Genomic DNA, 19,460 nt, shown 5'->3' on the forward strand with positions numbered 1-19,460 from the left:
TCATGACCACCCGCACCCCGCTGATGGCGGGCAACTGGAAGATGAACCTCAACCACCTCGAGGCCATCGCGCACGTCCAGAAGCTCGCCTTCGCGCTCACCGACAAGGACTACGACTCCGTAGAGGTCGCGGTCCTGCCCCCCTTCACGGACCTGCGGTCCGTGCAGACGCTGGTGGACGCCGACAAGCTCAAGATCAAGTACGGCGCCCAGGACATCTCGGCGCACGACTCCGGCGCGTACACCGGTGAGGTCTCGGGCGTGATGCTCGCCAAACTCAAGTGCGCGTACGTCGCCGTCGGGCACTCCGAGCGCCGGCAGTACCACAACGAGACCGACGAGGTCTGCAACGCCAAGGTGAAGGCCGCGTACAGGCACGGTCTGACCCCGATCCTGTGCGTCGGCGAGGGTCTCGACGTCCGCAAGGCGGGCAACCAGGTCGCGCACACGCTCGCCCAGCTCGACGGCGGCCTCGAGGACGTCCCGGCCGAGCAGGCCGAGTCCGTCGTGATCGCGTACGAGCCGGTGTGGGCCATCGGCACCGGCGAGGTCGCCACTCCCGAGGACGCGCAGGAGGTCTGCGGAGCGATCCGCGGCCGTCTCGCGGAGCTGTACTCGCAGGAGCTGGCCGACAAGGTCCGCATCCAGTACGGCGGCTCGGTCAAGTCCGGGAACGTCGCCGCGATCATGGCGCAGCCGGATGTCGACGGGGCCCTGGTGGGCGGCGCGGCGCTGGACGCCGACGAGTTCGTCAAGATCATTCGGTTCCGCGACCAGTGAGTAGGCCGTAGGGCCGATCCGTCGTACCCTGGCGGGGGCCGGGGCTGTTGCACAACAGCCGTCCGGCCCCCGTTGTCCGTCTCCGAAGTCCGAAGTCCGAGGAAGTTGGTCCAGCCGTGGTTATGGGGTTCTCGATCGCCCTGATCGTCTTCAGCCTGCTGCTGATGCTGCTGGTTCTGATGCACAAGGGGAAGGGCGGCGGTCTCTCCGACATGTTCGGTGGCGGCATGCAGTCGTCCGTCGGTGGGTCCTCGGTCGCCGAGCGCAACCTCGACCGCATCACGGTGGTAATCGGTCTGATGTGGTTTGCCTGCATTATCGTGCTCGGTCTGCTGATGAAGCTGGACAGCTGACCCGTCGTCCGGTACGCAGACGGGAGCGCGGCCTATCATGGGGCCGACGGCTCGCGTCTGTGCGGCAGGGGTGCAACTCCAGCCACTGGACGCGCGTTGGGTCCTGCGTAGAGTGGGGCGCTCGCAGCTGAGCTGTTTGACGACTCCGCGGCGGTAGCCGCTGATTGATGCAGTGCAGCACCATCACGCAGGGAGTTACGACCGTGGCAAGTGGCAACGCGATCCGGGGAAGCCGGGTCGGAGCGGGGCCGATGGGTGAGGCCGAGCGCGGCGAGTCCGCACCCCGTCTCCGCATCTCCTTCTGGTGTTCCAACGGGCACGAGACGCAGCCGAGCTTCGCCCATGACGCTCAGGTTCCGGACACGTGGGACTGCCCGCGCTGCGGATTCCCGGCCGGACAGGACCGGGACAATCCGCCGGCCCCGCCGCGCACGGAGCCGTACAAAACGCATCTCGCGTACGTACGGGAACGGCGCAGCGACGCGGACGGCGAGGCGATTCTCGCCGAGGCTCTCGCGAAACTGCGGGGCGAGATCTAGGAATTGCGATCCGGCCGGACACCTTCGGGTGTCCGGCCGGACTGCTTGTGCGGTCCGCTCTCCGGTCCGCTCCTCGGATCCGGTTGTCAGTGGCACCCTCTACGGTTCTCGAATCACAGGACCGGAAGGGGGAGTTGTGACGACGAGCAAGACCGCGGCCGCGCAATCGGGGGCGGAGGAGGCGCCGGCCCCGGCCTGGCGCGGGGGGTTCGGCCGGCTGTGGACCGCGGCTGTCGTCTCGAAGTTCGGCGACTCGCTGCGTACGGCCGCGATGCCGCTGCTGGCCGCCTCGCTGACGTCCGACCCCGTGCTGGTTGCGCTGGTGACGGCGTGCGGTTACCTGCCGTGGCTGCTGTTCGGGCTGCTGGGCGGAGCGGTGGCGGACCGGGTGGACCAGCGCCGGGCGATGTGGGCCGTGGATCTGGTGCGGGCCGCGTTGATGGCCGCCTTCGCGGTGGCGGTCGCCCTCGGCCACGCCTCGATCGCACTGCTCGTCGCGCTCGCCTTCGCGCTCACCGCCCTCCAGACCCTCTTCGACAACGCCGCCACGGCCCTGCTGCCCTCGCTGGTGCCCAAGGCCGCCCTGGGCAGCGCCAACGCCCGGCTGCTGACCGGGCAGCAGATCGCGGGAGGCCTCCTGGCCGCTCCGCTGGTGCCGGTGCTGCTCCTGGCGGGCGCGGCCGTGCCGTACGCCGCGGACGCCGCGACGTACGTCCTGGGGGCCGTGCTGATCGCTTCGCTGCGGGTGACGGCGCCGGAGCGGGCGCCGAGACCCCCGGGCAGCACGCTGCGCGGGGACATCGCGCAGGGGCTGCGGGTGCTGTGGCGGGACCGCGTGCTGCGCGGACTCTGTGTCGCCACCACGCTGTGCAACGTCGGCATGGCCGCGCTCATCGCCACCCTGGTCCTCCAGGTCACCGGCTGGCTCGACGCCGGGCACGGCGGTTACGCGGCGGCCATCGCGGCGTACGGCGTGGGCAGTATGGCGGGCGGGCTGCTGGCCGGCCGGCTCTCCAGGCGGATCGGGCGGATACGCAGTGTGTTCGCGGCCGGAGCCGTGCAGATCTGCTGTCTGACGGCGATGGGGCTCGTCCGCGAACTGTGGGTGACGGTCATCGCGCTGGCGCTGTTCGGCCTCATGGGGCTGGTGTGGAACACCAACCAGGTGACGCTGATGCAGGAGCGCAGCCCGGAAGCCATGCTGGGAAGGATCGGTTCGGCCTTCCGCACGCTCGCGGTCGCAGGCGCACCGCTCGGCGCGCTGCTGGGCGGCGCGGCCGCCTCCGCCTGGGGTCTGAACACCCCCGCCCTGCTGGCGGCGGCGCTCTTCGCGGCCGCCACAGCATCGCTGGCCGCCCTGATCAATTAGGTTGGAGCTGCCAGGGGGCATGCACACAGGTACGAGGAGAAGTGGGCTGATGTCCGAGATGAATGCAGAAAGCCGCACCAGGCTCAACCGGATGCCCGAGTGGACCGCTCTCGTGAAGCACCGCGAGCAGCTGGGCCGGACGCATCTGCGAGAACTGTTCGCCGCCGATCCCGAACGGGGCACCGGATACACCGTCAAGGTCGGGGACCTCTACCTCGACTACTCCAAGCACCTGGTGACGGACGAGACGCTGGGGCTGTTGCGCGACCTGGCCCGCGGAGCCGGGGTCGCCGAGCTGCGGGACGCGATGTTCCGCGGCGAGAAGATCAACACCACCGAGGACCGCGCGGTGCTGCACACCGCCCTGCGCGCGCCGCGCGACGCGGTGATCGAGGTCGACGGGGAGAACGTCGTCCCCGCCGTCCACGCGGTGCTCGACAAGATGGCCGCCTTCGCCGACCGGATCAGGTCGGGGGAGTGGACCGGCCACACCGGGAAGCGCATCAAGAACGTCGTCAACATCGGCATCGGCGGCTCCGACCTCGGTCCCGCCATGGCGTACGAGGCGCTGCGCTCCTTCACCGACCGGGACCTCACGGTCCGTTTCGTGTCGAACGTCGACGGGGCCGATCTGCACGAAGCCGTGCGGGACTTGGACCCGGCCGAGACGCTGTTCATCATCGCGTCCAAGACCTTCACCACGATCGAGACCATCACCAACGCCACGTCGGCGCGCGACTGGCTGCTGACGAACCTCCGTGCGGACAGCGGCGCCGTCGCCAAGCACTTCGTGGCCCTGTCCACGAATGCCGAGAAGGTCGCGGACTTCGGCATCGACACGGCCAACATGTTCGAGTTCTGGGACTGGGTCGGCGGGCGGTACTCGTACGACTCGGCCATCGGCCTGTCGCTGATGATCGCGATCGGCCCCGGCCGCTTCCGCGAGATGCTCGACGGCTTCCACCTGGTCGACGAGCACTTCCGCACCGCGCCGGCCGAGGAGAACGCGCCGCTGCTGCTCGGTTTGCTGGGCGTCTGGTACGGGGAGTTCTTCGACGCGCAGGCGCACGCGGTCCTCCCGTACAGCCACTACCTGTCGAAGTTCACGGCGTACCTCCAGCAGCTCGACATGGAGTCCAACGGCAAGTCCGTGGACCGCGAGGGCAACCCGGTCGACTGGCAGACGGGACCGGTGGTGTGGGGGACGCCGGGCACCAACGGGCAGCACGCGTACTACCAGTTGCTGCACCAGGGCACGAAGATGATCCCGGCGGACTTCATCGGCTTCGCCAGGCCGGTCGCCGACCTGATGCCGGGCCTGGAGGCGCAGCACGACCTGCTCATGGCGAACTTCTTCGCCCAGACGCAGGCGCTGGCCTTCGGCAAGACGCCCGACGAGGTGCGGGCGGAAGGGGTGGCCGAGGAACTGGTGCCGCACAAGACGTTCCGCGGCAACCACCCGACGACGACGATCCTCGCGGACGAACTCACCCCGTCCGTGCTGGGGCAGCTGATCGCGCTGTACGAGCACAAGGTGTTCGTCCAGGGAGCCGTCTGGAACATCGACTCGTTCGACCAGTGGGGCGTCGAACTCGGCAAGGTCCTCGCCAAGAAGATCGAGCCGGTCCTGACGGAAGGCGCGGGCGGCGAGCAGCTGGACAGCTCGACCGCGACCCTGGCCGCCAAGTACCGCACACTGCGCGGTCGCTGACCGGCCGACGGACGGGAGACGGGGCGATGGCCGGGGGGACGGGGAGTGTGCGGCTCAGGCCGCCGAACAACACGCTCGACCGGCGGGTCATCGGCTGGTGGCGGACCCAGTGGCTGCTGCTGACCGCGGTCCCGGTGGCCGTACTGGCCGTGCTGGGCGCGCTCGTCGCGCCCGCACGGCCGTGGCTGCTGCTGTCCGCCGGCGTGCTCGCGCTGCTCGGCGCGGTCGTCACGGTGTTCCTGCCGCCGTGGTGGTTCCGGGTGCACCGCTGGGAGGTCACGGACGACGCGGTGTACGTGCGTACCGGCTTCTTCTGGCAGGAGTGGCGGATCGCGCCGATGTCGCGGATCCAGACCGTGGACACCGTGCGCGGGCCGCTGGAACAGGCGTTCAGGCTCGCCACGGTCATCGTCACCACCGCGTCCTCCAAGGGCGCGGTGAAGATCGAGGGGCTCGACCACGAGCTCGCCGCGGAGCTGGCGGAGCGGCTGACCCTGATGACGCGGGCCACCCCCGGGGACGCGACGTGAGCGTCCCGGGGGATGCCCCCGGGGACGGGGAGCGGCCGGAGAGCGGCGGCGGCTGGCGGCGGCTGGCCCCGCGCACCGTACTGGCCGCCGCGCTGGTCATGGCGGGCATCGCGGTGGGCGCCGGAGTGCCGGCCTTCATCGGGCTCGCGGGGAGCAGGCCGGTGTGGCGGGCGCTCGCCTGGGTGGGAACCGGAGCCGCCCTGCTGATCGTGGGCGGCTCCGCGCTCGACTACGTGCGCTGGCGCAGGACGCGGTACCGCATCGGTGCCGAGCGCGCCGAACTCCACACGGGTCTGCTGCTGGTCAAACGCCGCTCGCTGGCCCGTGAACGCATCCGCAGTGTCGACCTGACGGCCAATGTGCTGCTGCGGGTCCTCGGCCTCGTGAAGGTCCGTATCGGCACCGGTGAGAACACCGGCGGCGGCGAGTCCACGCTCGAACTCGACCCGGTGACCCGGGAGGAGGGCGAACGGCTGCGCAGGGAGCTGCTGCACCGAGGAACGACCGGGGGACCCGGCCCTCACCGGGAGGGCGAACTGGCCACGCTCGACCCCGCGTGGATCCGGTACGCCCCGCTCTCCTTCGTCGCCCCCGCACTGGGCGGCGCGGTGGCCGGCGGACTGATGCAGGTCAGCGAATGGTTCGGCGCGCAGGGGAAGCTGATCGAGTGGGTGCGGGACCGGTTCCACGACACACCGGTCGTCTGGATGATCGCGGTGCTCGTCGTCGGGGCGTGCGCGGCGGGGGTCGTGGGGGCGCTCGGCCTGTGGGTCGAGATGTGGTGGAACTACCGGCTGGAGCGCGAGCCGGGCGGCACGCTGCGGGTCCGCCGCGGCCTGTTCACCACGCGGTCGATCTCCATCGAGGAGCGCAGGCTGCGCGGTGTGGAGCTCGTCGAGCCGCTCGGGGTGCGGACGCTGGGGGCGGCGCGGGTGGACGCGGTCGCCACCGGGCTGGCGGCGGACGAGGACAGCCGGCACGCCGACCACAAGACGCTGCTGCCCGCCGCGCCGCGGATCACCGCGGAGAGGGTGGCGGCGCACGTCCTGCGCGAGGCGGCCTCACCGACGGGCGCGGCCGGCCTCACGCCGCACCCGCCGGCCGCCCGCACGCGCCGTCTGCGCTGGGCGGTGGGCGCGGCGCTGGTCCCGGTGCTCGTCCTCGCCGCCCTCGGTGTGCTGCTGACCGACGCTCTGCTGTACGTCGCAGGAGCGTGCGCGGTGGTGCTGCTGCCCCTCGCGGTGCTCCTGGCACTGGACGCGTACCGGAGCCTGGGGCACGCCATCAGCGGCGGCTACCTGGTGGCACGGTCGGGGACGGTGCGGCGTACGACGGTCGCGCTCCAGCGGGGCGGGGTCGTCGGGTGGACGGTGAAGCAGTCGTACTTCCAGCGCCGGGCCGGCCTGATCACGCTGACGGCGACCACCGCGGCGGGAGCGGGGGCGTACTCGGTCTACGACGCGGAGGAGCCGGAGGCGCTGGCCTTCGCGGAGGCGGCGGTGCCGGGGCTGCTGGCGCCGTTCCTGGAGCGGCCGCGGTAGCGGGGCCGGGACCGGGTGGCCGGGCCCGCTGCGCGGAGCTTTCCCCACCCCGGCCCTTCCCGGACCGGGGCGCTGCCCCGGCCCCGGCCCGCAATCGCCGGACGGGCTGGAGGGTTTCCCGTAACGGGAGCGGAAGACGCGGCCGCACCGGGGACCGGGTGGCGCCGGTCATCGGCGATCGGGGAGGCGCCCGTAGGGCGTCCGGGCCGGGGACCCGCGGGCGGGCGGAGCAGCCGGGCCGGGGCCCGCAGGTGGGCAGGGCGTTGGGAGCCGGGGCTCGCAGGTCCGCGGACCGCAGGGGAAAAGCCACGGCCCGGACCGCCTCGAGGGCGGTCCGGGCCGTGGCCGTGCCGGAGTGGCGGATCAGGTCGAAGCCGGGCGGTGGAGGTCGCGCGGGAGCTGTGAGGCCGCCGCGTCGTCCAGGAGCCACAGCGTCCGGCGACGGCCGTACGCGCCCGCCGCCGGGGCCTGGATCTCCCCGGCGCCCGACAGCGCGACGACCGCGGCCTTCGCCTTGTCCTCGCCCGCCGCCAGCAGCCACACCTCGCGTGCCGCGCGGATCGCGGGCAGCGTGAGCGTGATGCGGGTGGGCGGGGGCTTGGGGGCGCCGTGGACGCCCACCACCGTACGGTCCGTCTCACGGACCGCCGGGAGCTCCGGGAAGAGCGACGCCACGTGCGTGTCGGGGCCCACACCCAGCATCAGGACGTCGAACGTCGGGACGGGGCCGTGGTCCGGCCCCGCCGCCGAGGCCAGTTCGGCGGCGTACGCGGCGGCTGCCGCGTCCACGTCGGCCCCGAACACGCCGTCCGAAGCCGGCATCGCGTGGACCCGGGCAGGGTCCAGCGGCACCGCGTCCAGCAGCGCCTCGCACGCCTGGGTGTGGTTGCGCTCCGGGTCCCCGGCGGGGAGGAAGCGCTCGTCGCCCCACCACAGGTCCAGACGCGACCAGTCGATCGCGTCCCTGGCCGGAGCCGAGGCGAGCGCGGCCAGCAGGCCGTTGCCGTTGCGGCCGCCCGTCAGTACCACCGACGCCGAGCCGCGCGAGGCCTGGGCGTCCACGACCCTAGTGATCAGCCGCGCCGCCGCGGCCTGCGCCATCAGCTCCTTGTCGTGGTGGACGACAAGCTGGGGTGCCCTCACTTCGACGCCGCCTTCTTGGAGGCCGAAGAGGGAGCCGGGGCCGAGGACGAGGCCGACTTCTTCGCGGGCTTGGTGGCAGCGGCGGGCTCGTCCGCTTCCGCCGCCGGCGGGGCCGCTTCGCTCTCCGGGCCCTCACCGAGCCGGTCGACACCGAACTTCAGCGTCGCCGCGTACGTGTCGTCCGGGTCGAGCCTGCGCAGTTCCTCGGCGATCAGCTCGGAGGTATCCCGCCGCTTGAGCGCCACCGCGCGGTCCGGCTGCCCCTCGATGGACAGGGAGGCCAGTGAGCCGTCCGCCCGGTCGAGCTTGATCGGGCCGCAGCTGGTCTCCATCTTCACGCCGGTCAGGCCCGGGCCGGAAGACACGGAACGCTTCACGGGTACGCGAAGCCGGTCGGCGAGCCACATGCCGAGCAGCTCGACGCTCGGGTTGAACTCCTCGCCCTCCACCTCCACCGAGGTGACCTCGCACTCCACCTGGTCCAGCGCGGCCGCGAGCATCGAGCGCCACGGCGTGATGCGCGTCCACGACAGGTCGGTGTCGCCCGGCGTGTAGGCCTCGGCGCGCGCCCTCAGCTCATCGACCGGGTGCTCGGCGGCGTACGTGTCCGTGACGCGGCGCTGCGCGAGCGCGCCGAGCGGGTCGTGCGCCGGGTCGAGCGGCGCGTTGGCCGCCCACCACACCACGACGGGCGCGTCCGGCAGCAGCAGCGGCAGCACCACCGACTGCGCGTGGTCGATGACCTCGCCGTACAGCCGCAGGATCACCGTCTCGCCGGTGCCCGCCGCCGTGCCCACCCGCACTTCGGCGTCGAGGCGTGCCTTGGCGCGGTCGCGCGGCGAGCGCGAGACCCGCTTGATGACGACGAGGGTGCGCGAGGGGTGCTCGCGGGATGCCTCGTTGGCCGCCTTGAGCGCGTCGTACGCGTTCTCCTCGTCGGTGACGATGACCAGCGTGAGGACCATGCCCACGGCCGGCGTGCCGATGGCGCGGCGGCCCTGGACGAGAGCCTTGTTGATCTTGCTGGACGTGGTGTCCGTCAGGTCGATTTTCATGGCCGACGCCAGCTCCGTCCGTCTCGTGCGAGCATTTCGTCCGCCTCGACCGGGCCCCAGGTGCCGGCCGGGTACTGCGCGGGCTTGCCATGGGTGTCCCAGTACTCCTCGATCGGGTCGAGGATGCGCCAGGACTGCTCGACCTCCTCCAGACGCGGGAAGAGGTTGGCGTCGCCGAGCAGGACGTCCAGGATCAGGCGCTCGTACGCCTCGGGGCTGGACTCGGTGAAGGACTCGCCGTACGCGAAGTCCATCGACACGTCCCGCACCTCCATCGAGGTGCCCGGCACCTTGGAGCCGAAACGGACCGTGACGCCCTCGTCCGGCTGGACGCGGATGACCAGGGCGTTCTGCCCCAGCTCTTCCGTGGCCGTGTGGTCGAAGGGGGAGTGCGGGGCGCGCTGGAAGATGACCGCGATCTCGGTGACGCGGCGGCCGAGGCGCTTGCCGGTGCGGAGGTAGAACGGGACGCCCGCCCAGCGGCGGTTGTCGATCTCCAGCTTGATCGCGGCGTAGGTGTCGGTCTTCGACTTGGGGTCGATGCCCTCTTCCTGGAGGTAGCCGACGGCCTTCGCGCCGCCCTGCCAGCCCGCCGCGTACTGCCCGCGCACGGTCTCCCGGCCCAGGTCCTTGGGGAGCTTGACGGCGCCGAGCACCTTGGTCTTCTCGGCGACCAGCGCGTCCGCCTCGAAGGAGGCGGGCTCCTCCATGGCGGTCAGCGCGAGCAGCTGGAGGAGGTGGTTCTGGATGACGTCGCGGGCGGCGCCGATGCCGTCGTAGTAGCCGGCACGGCCGCCGATGCCGATGTCCTCGGCCATCGTGATCTGGACGTGGTCGACGTACGACCGGTTCCACAGCGGCTCGAACATCTGGTTGGCGAAGCGCAGCGCCATGATGTTCTGGACCGTTTCCTTGCCCAGGTAGTGGTCGATCCGGAAGACCTCGTTGGCCGGGAAGACCTCGTGGACGATCCGGTTCAGCTCCTGCGCGGAGGCCAGGTCGTGGCCGAAGGGCTTCTCGATGACGGCCCGACGCCAGGAGCCTTCCTTCTGGTCGGCCAGGCCGTGCTTCTTGAGCTGCTGGACGACCTTGGGGAAGAACTTCGGGGGCACGGACAGGTAGAAGGCGAAGTTGCCGCCGGTGCCCTGTGCCTTGTCCAGCTCCTGGATCGTGGCCTTGAGCGTCTCGAACGCGTCGTCGTCGTCGAAGTTGCCCTGGACGAAGCGCATGCCCTGGATCAGCTGCTGCCAGACCTCCTCGCGGAAGGGCGTGCGGGCGTGTTCCTTGACGGCGTCGTGGACGATCTGGGTGAAGTCCTCGTTCTCCCAGTCGCGCCGGGCGAAGCCGATGAGGGAGAAGCCCGGTGGCAGCAGGCCGCGATTGGCCAGGTCGTACACGGCGGGCATCAGCTTTTTACGTGACAAATCGCCCGTGACGCCAAAGATGACCAGGCCCGACGGCCCCGCGATACGCGGGAGCCGTCGGTCCTGAGCGTCACGCAGCGGATTGCTGCTGGACAATTTTTAGGCCTCCGAAGGGGCGAGGCGCTTGAGCTCCGCCTCGGTCGACTTGAGCAGGTCGTTCCAGGACGCCTCGAACTTGTCGACGCCCTCGTTCTCGAGCAGCTGCACCACGTCGTCGTAGGAGATCCCGAGCTTCTCGACGGCGTCGAGCTCGGCGCGCGCCTGCTCGTAGGTGCCTGCGATCGTGTTGCCCGTGATGTTGCCGTGGTCGGCGGTCGCTTCCAGCGTCGCCTCGGGCATGGTGTTCACCGTGCCGGGGGCGACGAGGTCCTCGACGTACAGCGTGTCCTTGTACGCCGGGTCCTTGACGCCGGTCGAGGCCCACAGCGGACGCTGCTTGTTGGCGCCGGCCCGGTCCAGGGCGGCCCAGCGGTCCGAGGAGAAGACCTCCTCGTACGCCTGGTACGCCAGACGGGCGTTGGCGAGGGCGGCCTTGCCCTTGAGCGCCTTGGCCTCGTCCGTGCCGATGCCGTCGAGACGCTTGTCGATCTCGGTGTCCACGCGGGACACGAAGAACGAGGCCACCGAGTGGATCTCGGAGAGGTCCAGGCCCGCGGCCTTCGCCTTCTCCAGACCGGTCAGGTAGGCGTCCATGACCTTGCGGTAGCGCTCCAGCGAGAAGATCAGCGTCACGTTGACGCTGATGCCCAGACCGATGGTCTCGGCGATCGCCGGGATGCCCGCCTCGGTGGCCGGGATCTTGATCAGGGTGTTCGGACGGTCCACCAGCCAGGCGAGCTGCCTGGCCTCGGCCGTCGTCGCCTTGGTGTTGTGCGCCAGGCGCGGGTCGACCTCGATCGACACGCGGCCGTCCTGGCCGCCGGTCGCGTCGAAGACCGGCCGCAGGATGTCGGCGGCGTCCCTCACGTCAGCCGTCGTGATCATGCGGATGGCTTCTTCGACGGTGACCTCGCGGGCGGCCAGGTCGCTGAGCTGCTGGTCGTAACCGTCGCCCTGTGAAATCGCCTTCTGGAAGATCGACGGGTTGGTGGTGACGCCCACGACGTGCTGCTGGTCGATCAGCTCGGCGAGGTTGCCGGACGTGATCCGCTTGCGCGAAAGGTCGTCAAGCCAGATCGCGACGCCTTCGTCGGAGAGGCGCTTGAGTGCGTCTGTCATGAGAGTTGCATCTCCTACTTGTCGTATGTACCGGCGTCAGCGGGTAGCGGCGGCCAGAGATTCCCGGGCCGCGGCCGTGACCGCGTCCGCGGTGAAGCCGAACTCCCGGAAGAGCACCTTGGCGTCCGCGGAAGCGCCGAAGTGCTCCAGCGAGACGATGCGGCCGGCCTCGCCGACGTAGCGGTACCAGGTCAGGGCGATGCCCGCCTCGACCGCCACACGGGCCTTGACGGAGGGCGGCAGCACGCTGTCGCGGTACCCCTGGTCCTGCTCCTCGAACCACTCGATCGACGGCATGGAGACCACACGGGTCGGGATGCCGGCGGCCTGGAGCTGCTCGCGGGCCTCGACGGCGAGCTGGACCTCGGAGCCGGTGCCGATCAGAACGACCTGCGGAGTGCCGCCCTCGGCCTCGAAGAGCACGTATCCGCCGCGCGCGGCGTCCTCGTTGGACTCGTAGGTCGGCACGCCCTGACGGGTCAGGGCCAGACCGTGCGGGGCGTCGTTGCGCCGCAGGATCTCGCGCCAGGCGATCGCGGTCTCGTTGGCGTCGGCCGGGCGGACCATGTTCAGGCCCGGGATGGCGCGCAGCGCGGCCATGTGCTCGACCGGCTGGTGCGTCGGGCCGTCCTCGCCCAGACCGATGGAGTCGTGCGTCCACACGTACGTCACGGGCAGCTTCATCAGCGCGGCGAGGCGGACGGCGGGGCGCATGTAGTCGGAGAACACCAGGAAGGTGCCGCCGTAGATGCGCGTGTTGCCGTGCAGCGCGATGCCGTTCATCGTCGAGCCCATGGCGTGCTCGCGGATGCCGAAGTGGACCGTACGGCCGTACGGGTCAGCCTCCGGCAGCGGGTTGCCGACCGGCAGGAACGACGACGTCTTGTCGATCGTCGTGTTGTTCGAGCCGGCGAGGTCGGCGGAGCCGCCCCACAGCTCGGGGATGACCCCGCCGAGCGCCTGGAGGACCTTGCCGGACGCGGCACGGGTCGCCACGGCCTTGCCGGGCTCGAAGACCGGGACCGACTTCTCCCAGCCCTCGGGCAGCTCGCCCGCGGCGATGCGGTCGAACGTGGCGGCGCGCTCGGCGTTGGCGTTGCGCCACTCCTGGAACTGCTTGTCCCAGGCGGCGTGCGCCTCACGGCCGCGCTCGCCCGCCTTGCGCACGTGCGCGAAGACGTCCTCGTCGACCTGGAAGTGCTGCTCGGGGTCGAAGCCCAGCACGCGCTTGGTGGCCGCGATCTCCTCCTCGCCCAGTGCCGAGCCGTGCGAGGCCTCGGTGTTCTGCGCGTTGGGGGCGGGCCAGGCGATGATCGTGCGCGCCGCGATGAGCGAGGGGCGCTCGGTCTCGTCCTGCGCGGCCTTCAGCGCCGCGTGCAGCGCCTGGACGTCGAAGTCGCCGTTGGCGTTCTGCTCGATGCGCTGGACGTGCCAGCCGTACGCCTCGTACCGCTTGAGGACGTCCTCGGAGAAGGCGGTCTCGGTGTCGCCCTCGATCGAGATGTGGTTGTCGTCGTACAGGGCGACGAGGTTTCCGAGCTTCTGGTGGCCCGCGAGCGAGGACGCCTCGGCCGAGACACCCTCCTCCAGGTCGCCGTCGGAGACGATCGCCCAGATGGTGTGGTCGAACGGGGAGGCGCCCGCGGCGGCCTCCGGGTCGAACAGGCCGCGCTCGTAGCGGGCGGCCATGGCCATGCCCACGGCGTTGGCGATGCCCTGGCCCAGCGGCCCGGTCGTGGTCTCCACCCCGGTCGTGTGCCCGTGCTCGGGGTGACCCGGCGTCAGGCTGCCCCAGGTGCGGAACGCCTTCAGGTCGTCCAGCTCCAGGCCGTAGCCGGCCATGTAGAGCTGGATGTAGAGCGTCAGGCTGGTGTGACCGGGAGAGAGGACGAATCGGTCGCGGCCGGTCCAGTTCGCGTCATTGGGGTCGTGCCGCATCAGCTTCTGGAACAGCACATACGCGGCCGGGGCCAGGCTCATGGCCGTACCAGGGTGGCCGTTGCCGACCTTCTGTACGGAATCCATGGCCAGGACGCGGGCGGTGTCGACAGCCCGCTGGTCCAATTCGGTCCACTCGAGATCTGTGGTGGTCGGCTTGGTGCTCACCCTGAGTCAGGGCTCCTCTCCACATGTCGAATCCCGGTACTGGATAGGCGCACCGGGCGATGTTGAGCCTACCCCCGCAAGAACCCGCTCATTTCGGCCTCGCGTCCTCCAAAAGAGCGGGCATGGCCCAGGGTGCGGGGCATTCACGGCCTTCGCCTCCCGGCGGGCGGGACAGCCCGCCGACAAGCCGGCGAGTACCCCACTCAACACGACCCCACCCCGGCGGAGAACGAAGTATGGGCAACGTCTAGAGTGGCGTGGTACGCGCAAGTCTTTACCGGGCCTTCACGTCCGGAGCTTGCTGGAATTTCTCTGTCAGGGGTGTGCGTGACGGCCGTCGAGTCCCGACCCGCAGGGGTCGCCTTGACTCCCAGCCCGGGAGGCCATCGGCCGTTCGGAGCCCGGGTCAAGGCGTTCGTGGCACTGACCAAGCCTCGGATCATCGAACTGCTGCTGATCACCACCGTCCCGGTCATGTTCCTGGCCGAACAGGGTGTGCCCGACCTGTGGCTGGTCCTGGTGACCTGCCTCGGCGGTTACCTGTCGGCCGGCGGCGCCAACGCGCTGAACATGTACATCGACCGCGACATCGACGCACTGATGGACCGCACGTCGCAGCGGCCACTGGTCACCGGCATGGTCAGTCCGCGCGAATGCCTTGTTTTCGGCATCAGCCTGGGCGTGATCTCGACCCTCTGGTTCGGGCTGCTCGTCAACTGGCTGTCCGCCGCGCTGTCGCTCGGCGCTCTCCTCTTCTACGTCGTCGTCTACACGATGATCCTCAAGCGGCGTACCGCGCAGAACATCGTCTGGGGCGGCATCGCCGGCTGCCTGCCGGTCCTCATCGGCTGGTCCGCGGTCACCAATTCCATGTCCTGGGCCGCCGTCATCCTGTTCATGGTCATCTTCTTCTGGACGCCGCCGCACTACTGGCCGCTGTCGATGAAGGTGAAGGAGGACTACGCGCGGGTGGGCGTTCCGATGCTCCCCGTCATCGCCTCCAACAAGGTCGTGGCCCGCCAGATCGTCGCCTACAGCTGGGTGATGGTCGCGGTCTCGCTGCTGCTGACCCCGCTGGGCTACACCGGCTGGTTCTACACCGCGGTCGCCCTCGTGTCCGGCGGCTGGTGGCTCAAGGAGGCGCACGGGCTCCAGTCCCGTGCGAAGTCCGGGGTGACCGGTGGCAAGCTCAAGGAGATGCGGTTGTTCCACTGGTCCATCACCTACGTCTCGCTGCTCTTCGTCGCCGTCGCGGTGGACCCCTTCCTGCGCTAGGGAACCTGTCCTGGACCCCTGCTCTACCCGTCGGTAGCATCGTGGGCATGGCAGACACGAAGCAGGCAGAGCGCAAGGCGGCGAAGCTCGCCAAGGAGATCACCGCCTTCGCCAAGCAGCACGGCGGCGCCGAGGGCCAGCTCGCGTACCTCGGACAGATGGGCACCCGCATCGTGCTCGTCGGCGGGGACGGCGGCTGGGGCGACCTCGTGGCCCCCTCCCACGCCGTCGCGCAGAGCGCCGCCGAGAAGGCCGGGATCACGCTCCACGAGTCCTTCGACGGCGACTTCGCGGCCAAGGTGCGCACGGGACCGTACGAGTGGAGCCGGATGGCCGGCATCCAGGTCGGCGGCCCGTCCGACGACCTGCCGCGGAGCGCCTAGCAGCACCTGACGCGGGGGTCACCCGTTAGAGCCTGTGGAAGCACGTCCACCACAGGAGCCCCGGATGATCGAAACGCCTCCCCTGGTGGACCAGTACTGCCACGGAGTGCTCCGTACGGAGCCGGGCCTCGGGGCCTTCGAGACCTACCTCGCCACGACCCCCGCGCCGCCCGCGCCCGGCACCACCTTCTTCGAGACCCAGACGGGCTTCGCCGTACGCCGCTGGTGTCCGCCGCTCCTCGGCCTCGAACCGCACTGCCCGCCCGCGCTGTCTCGCGCGCCGCAGGGAACTGGGCGTACTGGAGACCGGGAGGCGGCTGCTGAGGGGCACCGGGATCGCCACCTGCCTGGTGGACACCGGGCCGCCGGGGATCTCACGGGACCCGCCGAGACAGCGGCGGCCGGCGCCGCCCAGGCCCGGGAGACCGTGCGCCTGGACCTGCTCGCCGAGCAGGTCGCCGACACGTCCGGAACCGTCGAGAGCTTCCTCGCCAACCTCGCCGAGGCCGTGCACGGCGCGGCGGGGACCGCCGTGGCCTTCACCTCCGTGACGGGCGTACGGCACGAACTCGCCCTCGCGCCGCACCCGCCGGGACCCGGCGAGGTGCGCGGGGCGGCGGGGCGCCGGCTGGCCGGACGCCGGACCGGGGGCCGGCTGGCCGACCCCGTGGTGCTGCGGCACCTGCTGTGGACGGCCGTCGCCTCCGGGCTCCCCCTGCAACTGCACGCCGGTGCCGCGGGCCCCGGTCTGCGCATCGACCGTACGGACCCGGTGCTGCTCACCGACTTCGCGGCCGCCACCGCGGGCCTCGGCACCGACCCGGTACTGCCGCACGGCTACCCGTACCACCGTCACGCCGCCCACCTGGCGAGCCTCTTCCCGCACGTGTACGCCGACCTGGGGGCCCGCGCTCGCCCACACCGGGGCGCGGGCCGCGGACGTACTCGCGGAGATCCTGGAGCCGGCGCCCTTCGGCAAGCTGCTCTTCTCCGGCGGCACGCGGGGGCTGCCGGAGCTGCGCGTCGTCGGCGCACGGCTGTTCCGCGAGGCGCTGGGCAGGGTGCTCGGCGGCTGGGTCGGCGACGGCGCGTGGTCGCTGACGGACGCCGAACGGGTGGCGGGGATGATCGCGGCGGGCAATGCCCGCCGCGTCTACGGGCTGACCGACGGGCGGCCGTCAGACGGTGGCGGCCACCGATGAGCCGGGCTGGGCGGCGGGCAGCGGAGCCGGGGCTTCGAGCGGGCGCTCGCGCAGGCTCAGCGCCAGCCGCAGTACCGCGATCCACATCAGGGACGAGCCGAGCATGTGGGCGCCGACCAGGATCTCGGGGACCTCGGTGAAGAACTGGACGTAGCCGACGGCACCCTGCGCCAGCAGGACGACCAGCAGGTCGCGGGCGCGCGCCCGGGTGTCGTCCGGGGCGTCCACCACGCGCAGGACGAACCACATGGCGATGGCCAGCGCGCAGACGACCCAGGCGGCCGCGGCGTGCACGTGAGCGGCGTCGATCCAGTCCCACGGCATGCGCGGTACGTCGCTGCTGTCACCGGCGTGCTTGCCCGAACCGGTCACCGTCGTACCCAGGGCGATCAGGAGCCCCGAGGTGACGAGGAGCGCCCAGGACAGCTTGCGGACGGGGCGCGGGACGCGCGGCCGGGGGGCGGTGTCGCCCTCGCGGGTGCGCTGCCAGGTGATCACGGCGACCGTGAGGAGGGCGTTGGCGAGGAGGAAGTGACCGGCGACGGTCCAGGGGTTCAGACCCGCCCAGACCGTGATGCCGCCGAGGACGGCGTTGCCCAGCACGATCCAGAACTGGAGCCATCCGAGACGGGTGAGACCGCGCCGCCAGGGCTTCGTGGACCGGGCCGCGATGATCGCCCAGCCGACCGCGGCCGACAGGACGTACGTCAGCATGCGGTTGCCGAACTCGATCGCGCCGTGGATGCCCTGTTCGGGCGTCGCGAAGAGGCTGTCGTCGGTGCACTTGGGCCAGGTGTCGCAGCCGAGGCCGGATCCGGTCAGTCGTACCGCGCCGCCCGTGACGATGATGACGACGGTCATCACGACGGGGGCGAGCGCGGCGCGCCGGAGGATGCGGGGGGTGGGCGTCCAGCGCCGCGCGATGAGGGCGAGGGGGGTCAACACGGCAACCATCGTAGGACGAAGCTTGTGCAGGAATTCACGAGGGGGTGCGGAACGGACGTTCCTTATTCCCAGCGGAAGAAACGGGCGGCCGCGCCCAGCCCCAGGACCGCCCACACCGCGAGGATCCCGAGGCCGCCCCACGGAATGGCCGCGCCGTGCTGGAGCACGTCGCGCAGGCCGTCCGACAGCACCGAGATCGGCAGCAGGCCGAGCACCGACCGGACCGCGTCCGGGAACTTGTCGAGCGGGACGATCACGCCACCGCCCACCAGCAGCAGGAGGAAGACCAGGTTGGCGGCGGCCAGCGTCGCCTCGGCCCTGAGCGTGCCGGCCATCAGCAGGCCGAGACCGGAGAAGGCCGCCGTACCGAGGGCGAGGAGGAGGAGCACGGCGAACGGGCTGCCGTGCGGGGACCAGCCGAGACCGAAGGCGATCGCGGTGAGAAGGGCTACCTGGAGGACCTCGGTGACGAGTACCGACAGGGTCTTCGCCGTCATCAGCGCCCAGCGGGGCAGCGGGGAGGTGCCCAGCAGCTTGAGCACGCCGTACCGGCGCTCGAAGCCGGTCGCGATCGCCTGCCCGGTGAAGGCGGTGGACATGACGGCGAGCGCCAGGACGCCCGGGGCGAGGAAGTCGACGGACCTGCCCGGGCCCTCCGCGGTCCCCACCGGCACGGTGATGATGTCGACGGACGAGAACAGCACCAGCAGCAGCGCCGGGATGATCACCGTCAGCAGCAGCTGTTCGCCGTTGCGCAGCAGCATCTTCGTCTCGAAGACGGTCTGCGCCGCGATCATCCGGGGCAGCGGGGCCGCTCCGGGCCGCGGGGTGTACGTACCGACGCTCATGAACGGAGGTCCTTACCGGTCAGCTCGAGGAAGACGTCCTCCAGGGAGTGCCGCTCGACGGAGATGCCGCTGGGCATCACGCCGTGCTGTGCGCACCAGGAGGTGACGGTGGCCAGCAGCTGGGGGTCGACCTCGCCGGTGATCCGGTACGTCCCGGGCGTCAGCTCGGCCGCCAGGGTGCCCACGGGCAACGCCTTGAGCAGGGACGCGATGTCGAGCCCGGGGCGCCCGGTGAAGCGCAGGGTGTTCTCCGCGCCGCCGCGGCACAGCTCCTCGGGACTGCCCTGGGCGATGACCCGGCCCGCGTCGATGATCGCGACGTCGTCGGCGAGCTGCTCGGCCTCGTCCATGAAGTGCGTGGTGAGGACGGTACTGACGCCGTCCTCGCGGAGCTCGCCCACGAGGTCCCAGGTGGACCGGCGGGCCTGCGGGTCCAGGCCGGCGGTCGGTTCGTCGAGGAAGACCAGTTCGGGGCGGCCGACGACGGCCATCGCCAGGGCGAGCCGCTGCTGCTGCCCGCCGGAGAGCCGCCGGTACGTCGTACGGCCGCAGCTGCCGAGCCCGAGGCGCTCGATCAGCGCGCCGACGTCCAGCGGGTGGGCGTGCAGCGCGGCCATGTGGCGCAGCATCTCGTCGGCCCTGGCCCCCGAGTACACGCCGCCGGACTGGAGCATCACCCCGATCCGGGGACGCAGCCGCGCCGCGTCGGCGACCGGGTCGAGGCCGAGGACGCGCACGGTCCCGGCGTCCGGCCTGCGGTAGCCCTCGCAGGTCTCGACCGTGGTGGTCTTCCCGGCTCCGTTGGGGCCGAGGACGGCGGTGACGGAGCCGGCGCGCACCTCCAGATCGAGGCCGTCGACCGCGGTCTTGGTTCCGTACCGCTTGACCAGTCCTGTGACCTGGACGACGGGCTCGCTTCTCATGCCGTGAAGTCTAAAGAGGGGGTGCGGCTCCGCTGCGCGGGGCTCCGGAGCACCCGCGCTGACCAGGTGTTCAGCATCCGCGCCACCGCCCGGCCATGACCGGGCTGATCATTTCC

At 71.1% G+C, this 19,460-nt stretch carries 17 protein-coding genes and 1 pseudogene; 10 read left to right on the top strand and 8 right to left on the bottom strand.

Translation table 11 applies throughout. The features are described from left to right. Positions 1-2: 2 nt before the first annotated feature. From tpiA to BN1555_RS24505, 7 genes are all read left to right on the top strand, one after another. Positions 3-779, top strand: a complete 777-nt coding sequence (tpiA, locus tag BN1555_RS24475; protein WP_093801392.1) for a triose-phosphate isomerase — start codon at positions 3-5, stop codon at positions 777-779. A 122-nt stretch (positions 780-901) separates the two neighbouring features. Beyond that, a complete protein-coding gene (gene secG / locus BN1555_RS24480; RefSeq protein WP_069929293.1) occupies positions 902-1,132 on the top strand; it encodes a preprotein translocase subunit SecG in 231 nt (76 codons plus the stop codon). A 203-nt stretch (positions 1,133-1,335) separates the two neighbouring features. Next, complete coding sequence (locus BN1555_RS24485; RefSeq protein ID WP_093801393.1) at positions 1,336-1,671, top strand: RNA polymerase-binding protein RbpA; 336 nt, start codon at positions 1,336-1,338, stop codon at positions 1,669-1,671. 136 nt (positions 1,672-1,807) lie between these two features. After that, positions 1,808-3,040 (top strand): MFS transporter, encoded by a 1,233-nt coding sequence (locus BN1555_RS24490; RefSeq protein ID WP_093801394.1) that lies wholly within the window; start codon positions 1,808-1,810, stop codon positions 3,038-3,040. Between the two features lie 58 nt (positions 3,041-3,098). Beyond that, the gene (pgi, locus tag BN1555_RS24495) at positions 3,099-4,751 is read left to right on the top strand and encodes a glucose-6-phosphate isomerase (protein WP_093803613.1); all 1,653 of its coding nucleotides are present in this window, start codon (positions 3,099-3,101) and stop codon (positions 4,749-4,751) included. Between the two features lie 26 nt (positions 4,752-4,777). Further along, a complete protein-coding gene (locus BN1555_RS24500) occupies positions 4,778-5,281 on the top strand; it encodes a PH domain-containing protein (RefSeq protein WP_093801395.1) in 504 nt (167 codons plus the stop codon). After that, the gene (locus BN1555_RS24505; RefSeq protein ID WP_255306144.1) at positions 5,278-6,822 is read left to right on the top strand and encodes a PH domain-containing protein; all 1,545 of its coding nucleotides are present in this window, start codon (positions 5,278-5,280) and stop codon (positions 6,820-6,822) included. Before BN1555_RS24500 ends, BN1555_RS24505 begins: the two co-directional genes overlap by 4 nt. 363 nt (positions 6,823-7,185) lie before the next feature. Here the strand turns inward: BN1555_RS24505 and pgl are convergent, their stop codons facing one another. Genes pgl through tkt form a run of 5 tightly spaced genes read right to left on the bottom strand, consistent with a single transcriptional unit; the run spans position 7,186 to position 13,768 of the window. After that, positions 7,186-7,965 (bottom strand): 6-phosphogluconolactonase, encoded by a 780-nt coding sequence (gene pgl / locus BN1555_RS24510; RefSeq protein WP_093801396.1) that lies wholly within the window; start codon positions 7,963-7,965, stop codon positions 7,186-7,188. After that, positions 7,962-9,020, bottom strand: a complete 1,059-nt coding sequence (gene opcA / locus BN1555_RS24515) for a glucose-6-phosphate dehydrogenase assembly protein OpcA (RefSeq protein ID WP_093801397.1) — start codon at positions 9,018-9,020, stop codon at positions 7,962-7,964. The genes pgl and opcA overlap by 4 nt, the downstream gene beginning before the upstream one ends. Next, positions 9,017-10,540 carry a glucose-6-phosphate dehydrogenase gene (gene zwf / locus BN1555_RS24520; RefSeq protein ID WP_093801398.1) on the bottom strand — a complete coding sequence of 508 codons (1,524 nt, stop codon included), beginning with the start codon at positions 10,538-10,540 and terminating at the stop codon, positions 9,017-9,019. The genes opcA and zwf overlap by 4 nt, the downstream gene beginning before the upstream one ends. Positions 10,541-10,543: 3 nt before the next feature. After that, entirely contained in the window at positions 10,544-11,662 is a 1,119-nt protein-coding gene (gene tal / locus BN1555_RS24525; RefSeq protein ID WP_093801399.1) for a transaldolase, read from the bottom strand. Positions 11,663-11,698: 36 nt separating this feature from the next. After that, positions 11,699-13,768 carry a transketolase gene (gene tkt / locus BN1555_RS24530; protein WP_093801400.1) on the bottom strand — a complete coding sequence of 690 codons (2,070 nt, stop codon included), beginning with the start codon at positions 13,766-13,768 and terminating at the stop codon, positions 11,699-11,701. Positions 13,769-14,089: 321 nt separating this feature from the next. Between tkt and BN1555_RS24535 the strand changes: the two genes are divergently transcribed. The 3 genes and pseudogenes from BN1555_RS24535 to BN1555_RS24545 all read left to right on the top strand — a co-directional run bounded on the left by BN1555_RS24535 (position 14,090) and on the right by BN1555_RS24545 (position 16,628). Continuing rightward, positions 14,090-15,043, top strand: coding sequence for a heme o synthase (locus BN1555_RS24535; RefSeq protein ID WP_176710117.1), 954 nt, complete (start codon positions 14,090-14,092; stop codon positions 15,041-15,043). Positions 15,044-15,090: 47 nt separating this feature from the next. After that, positions 15,091-15,426, top strand: a complete 336-nt coding sequence (locus BN1555_RS24540; RefSeq protein WP_093801401.1) for a hypothetical protein — start codon at positions 15,091-15,093, stop codon at positions 15,424-15,426. A gap of 64 nt (positions 15,427-15,490) precedes the next feature. Continuing rightward, positions 15,491-16,628 (top strand): annotated as a pseudogene (locus BN1555_RS24545) (amidohydrolase family protein). Here the strand turns inward: BN1555_RS24545 and BN1555_RS24550 are convergent. Genes BN1555_RS24550 through BN1555_RS24560 form a run of 3 tightly spaced genes read right to left on the bottom strand, consistent with a single transcriptional unit; the run spans position 16,605 to position 19,344 of the window. After that, positions 16,605-17,582 carry a COX15/CtaA family protein gene (locus tag BN1555_RS24550; RefSeq protein WP_093801402.1) on the bottom strand — a complete coding sequence of 326 codons (978 nt, stop codon included), beginning with the start codon at positions 17,580-17,582 and terminating at the stop codon, positions 16,605-16,607. The pseudogene BN1555_RS24545 and the gene BN1555_RS24550 overlap by 24 nt on opposite strands. Before the next feature lie 53 nt (positions 17,583-17,635). After that, the gene (locus BN1555_RS24555) at positions 17,636-18,421 is read right to left on the bottom strand and encodes an ABC transporter permease (RefSeq protein WP_093801403.1); all 786 of its coding nucleotides are present in this window, start codon (positions 18,419-18,421) and stop codon (positions 17,636-17,638) included. Further along, positions 18,418-19,344: an ABC transporter ATP-binding protein gene (locus BN1555_RS24560; protein WP_093801404.1), complete on the bottom strand. Its 927-nt coding sequence runs from the start codon at positions 19,342-19,344 to the stop codon at positions 18,418-18,420. Before BN1555_RS24560 ends, BN1555_RS24555 begins: the two co-directional genes overlap by 4 nt. Positions 19,345-19,460: the final 116 nt, after the last annotated feature.

The sequence above is a fragment of the Streptomyces sp. Wb2n-11 genome (assembly GCF_001049855.1).
In the GTDB taxonomy this organism is placed as follows: domain Bacteria; phylum Actinomycetota; class Actinomycetes; order Streptomycetales; family Streptomycetaceae; genus Streptomyces; species Streptomyces altiplanensis.

Excerpts from the sequence above, each read along its gene's own strand:
- tpiA (WP_093801392.1), top strand. The coding sequence starts at position 3 with ATGACCACCCGCACCCCGCTGATGGCGGGCAACTGGAAGATGAACCTC.
- secG (WP_069929293.1), top strand. The coding sequence starts at position 902 with ATGGGGTTCTCGATCGCCCTGATCGTCTTCAGCCTGCTGCTGATGCTG.
- pgi (WP_093803613.1), top strand. The coding sequence starts at position 3,099 with ATGAATGCAGAAAGCCGCACCAGGCTCAACCGGATGCCCGAGTGGACC.
- BN1555_RS24500 (WP_093801395.1), top strand. The coding sequence starts at position 4,778 with ATGGCCGGGGGGACGGGGAGTGTGCGGCTCAGGCCGCCGAACAACACG.
- opcA (WP_093801397.1), bottom strand. The coding sequence starts at position 9,020 with ATGAAAATCGACCTGACGGACACCACGTCCAGCAAGATCAACAAGGCT.
- tal (WP_093801399.1), bottom strand. The coding sequence starts at position 11,662 with ATGACAGACGCACTCAAGCGCCTCTCCGACGAAGGCGTCGCGATCTGG.
- BN1555_RS24540 (WP_093801401.1), top strand. The coding sequence starts at position 15,091 with ATGGCAGACACGAAGCAGGCAGAGCGCAAGGCGGCGAAGCTCGCCAAG.
- BN1555_RS24550 (WP_093801402.1), bottom strand. The coding sequence starts at position 17,582 with ATGGTTGCCGTGTTGACCCCCCTCGCCCTCATCGCGCGGCGCTGGACG.
- BN1555_RS24555 (WP_093801403.1), bottom strand. The coding sequence starts at position 18,421 with ATGAGCGTCGGTACGTACACCCCGCGGCCCGGAGCGGCCCCGCTGCCC.
- BN1555_RS24560 (WP_093801404.1), bottom strand. The coding sequence starts at position 19,344 with ATGAGAAGCGAGCCCGTCGTCCAGGTCACAGGACTGGTCAAGCGGTAC.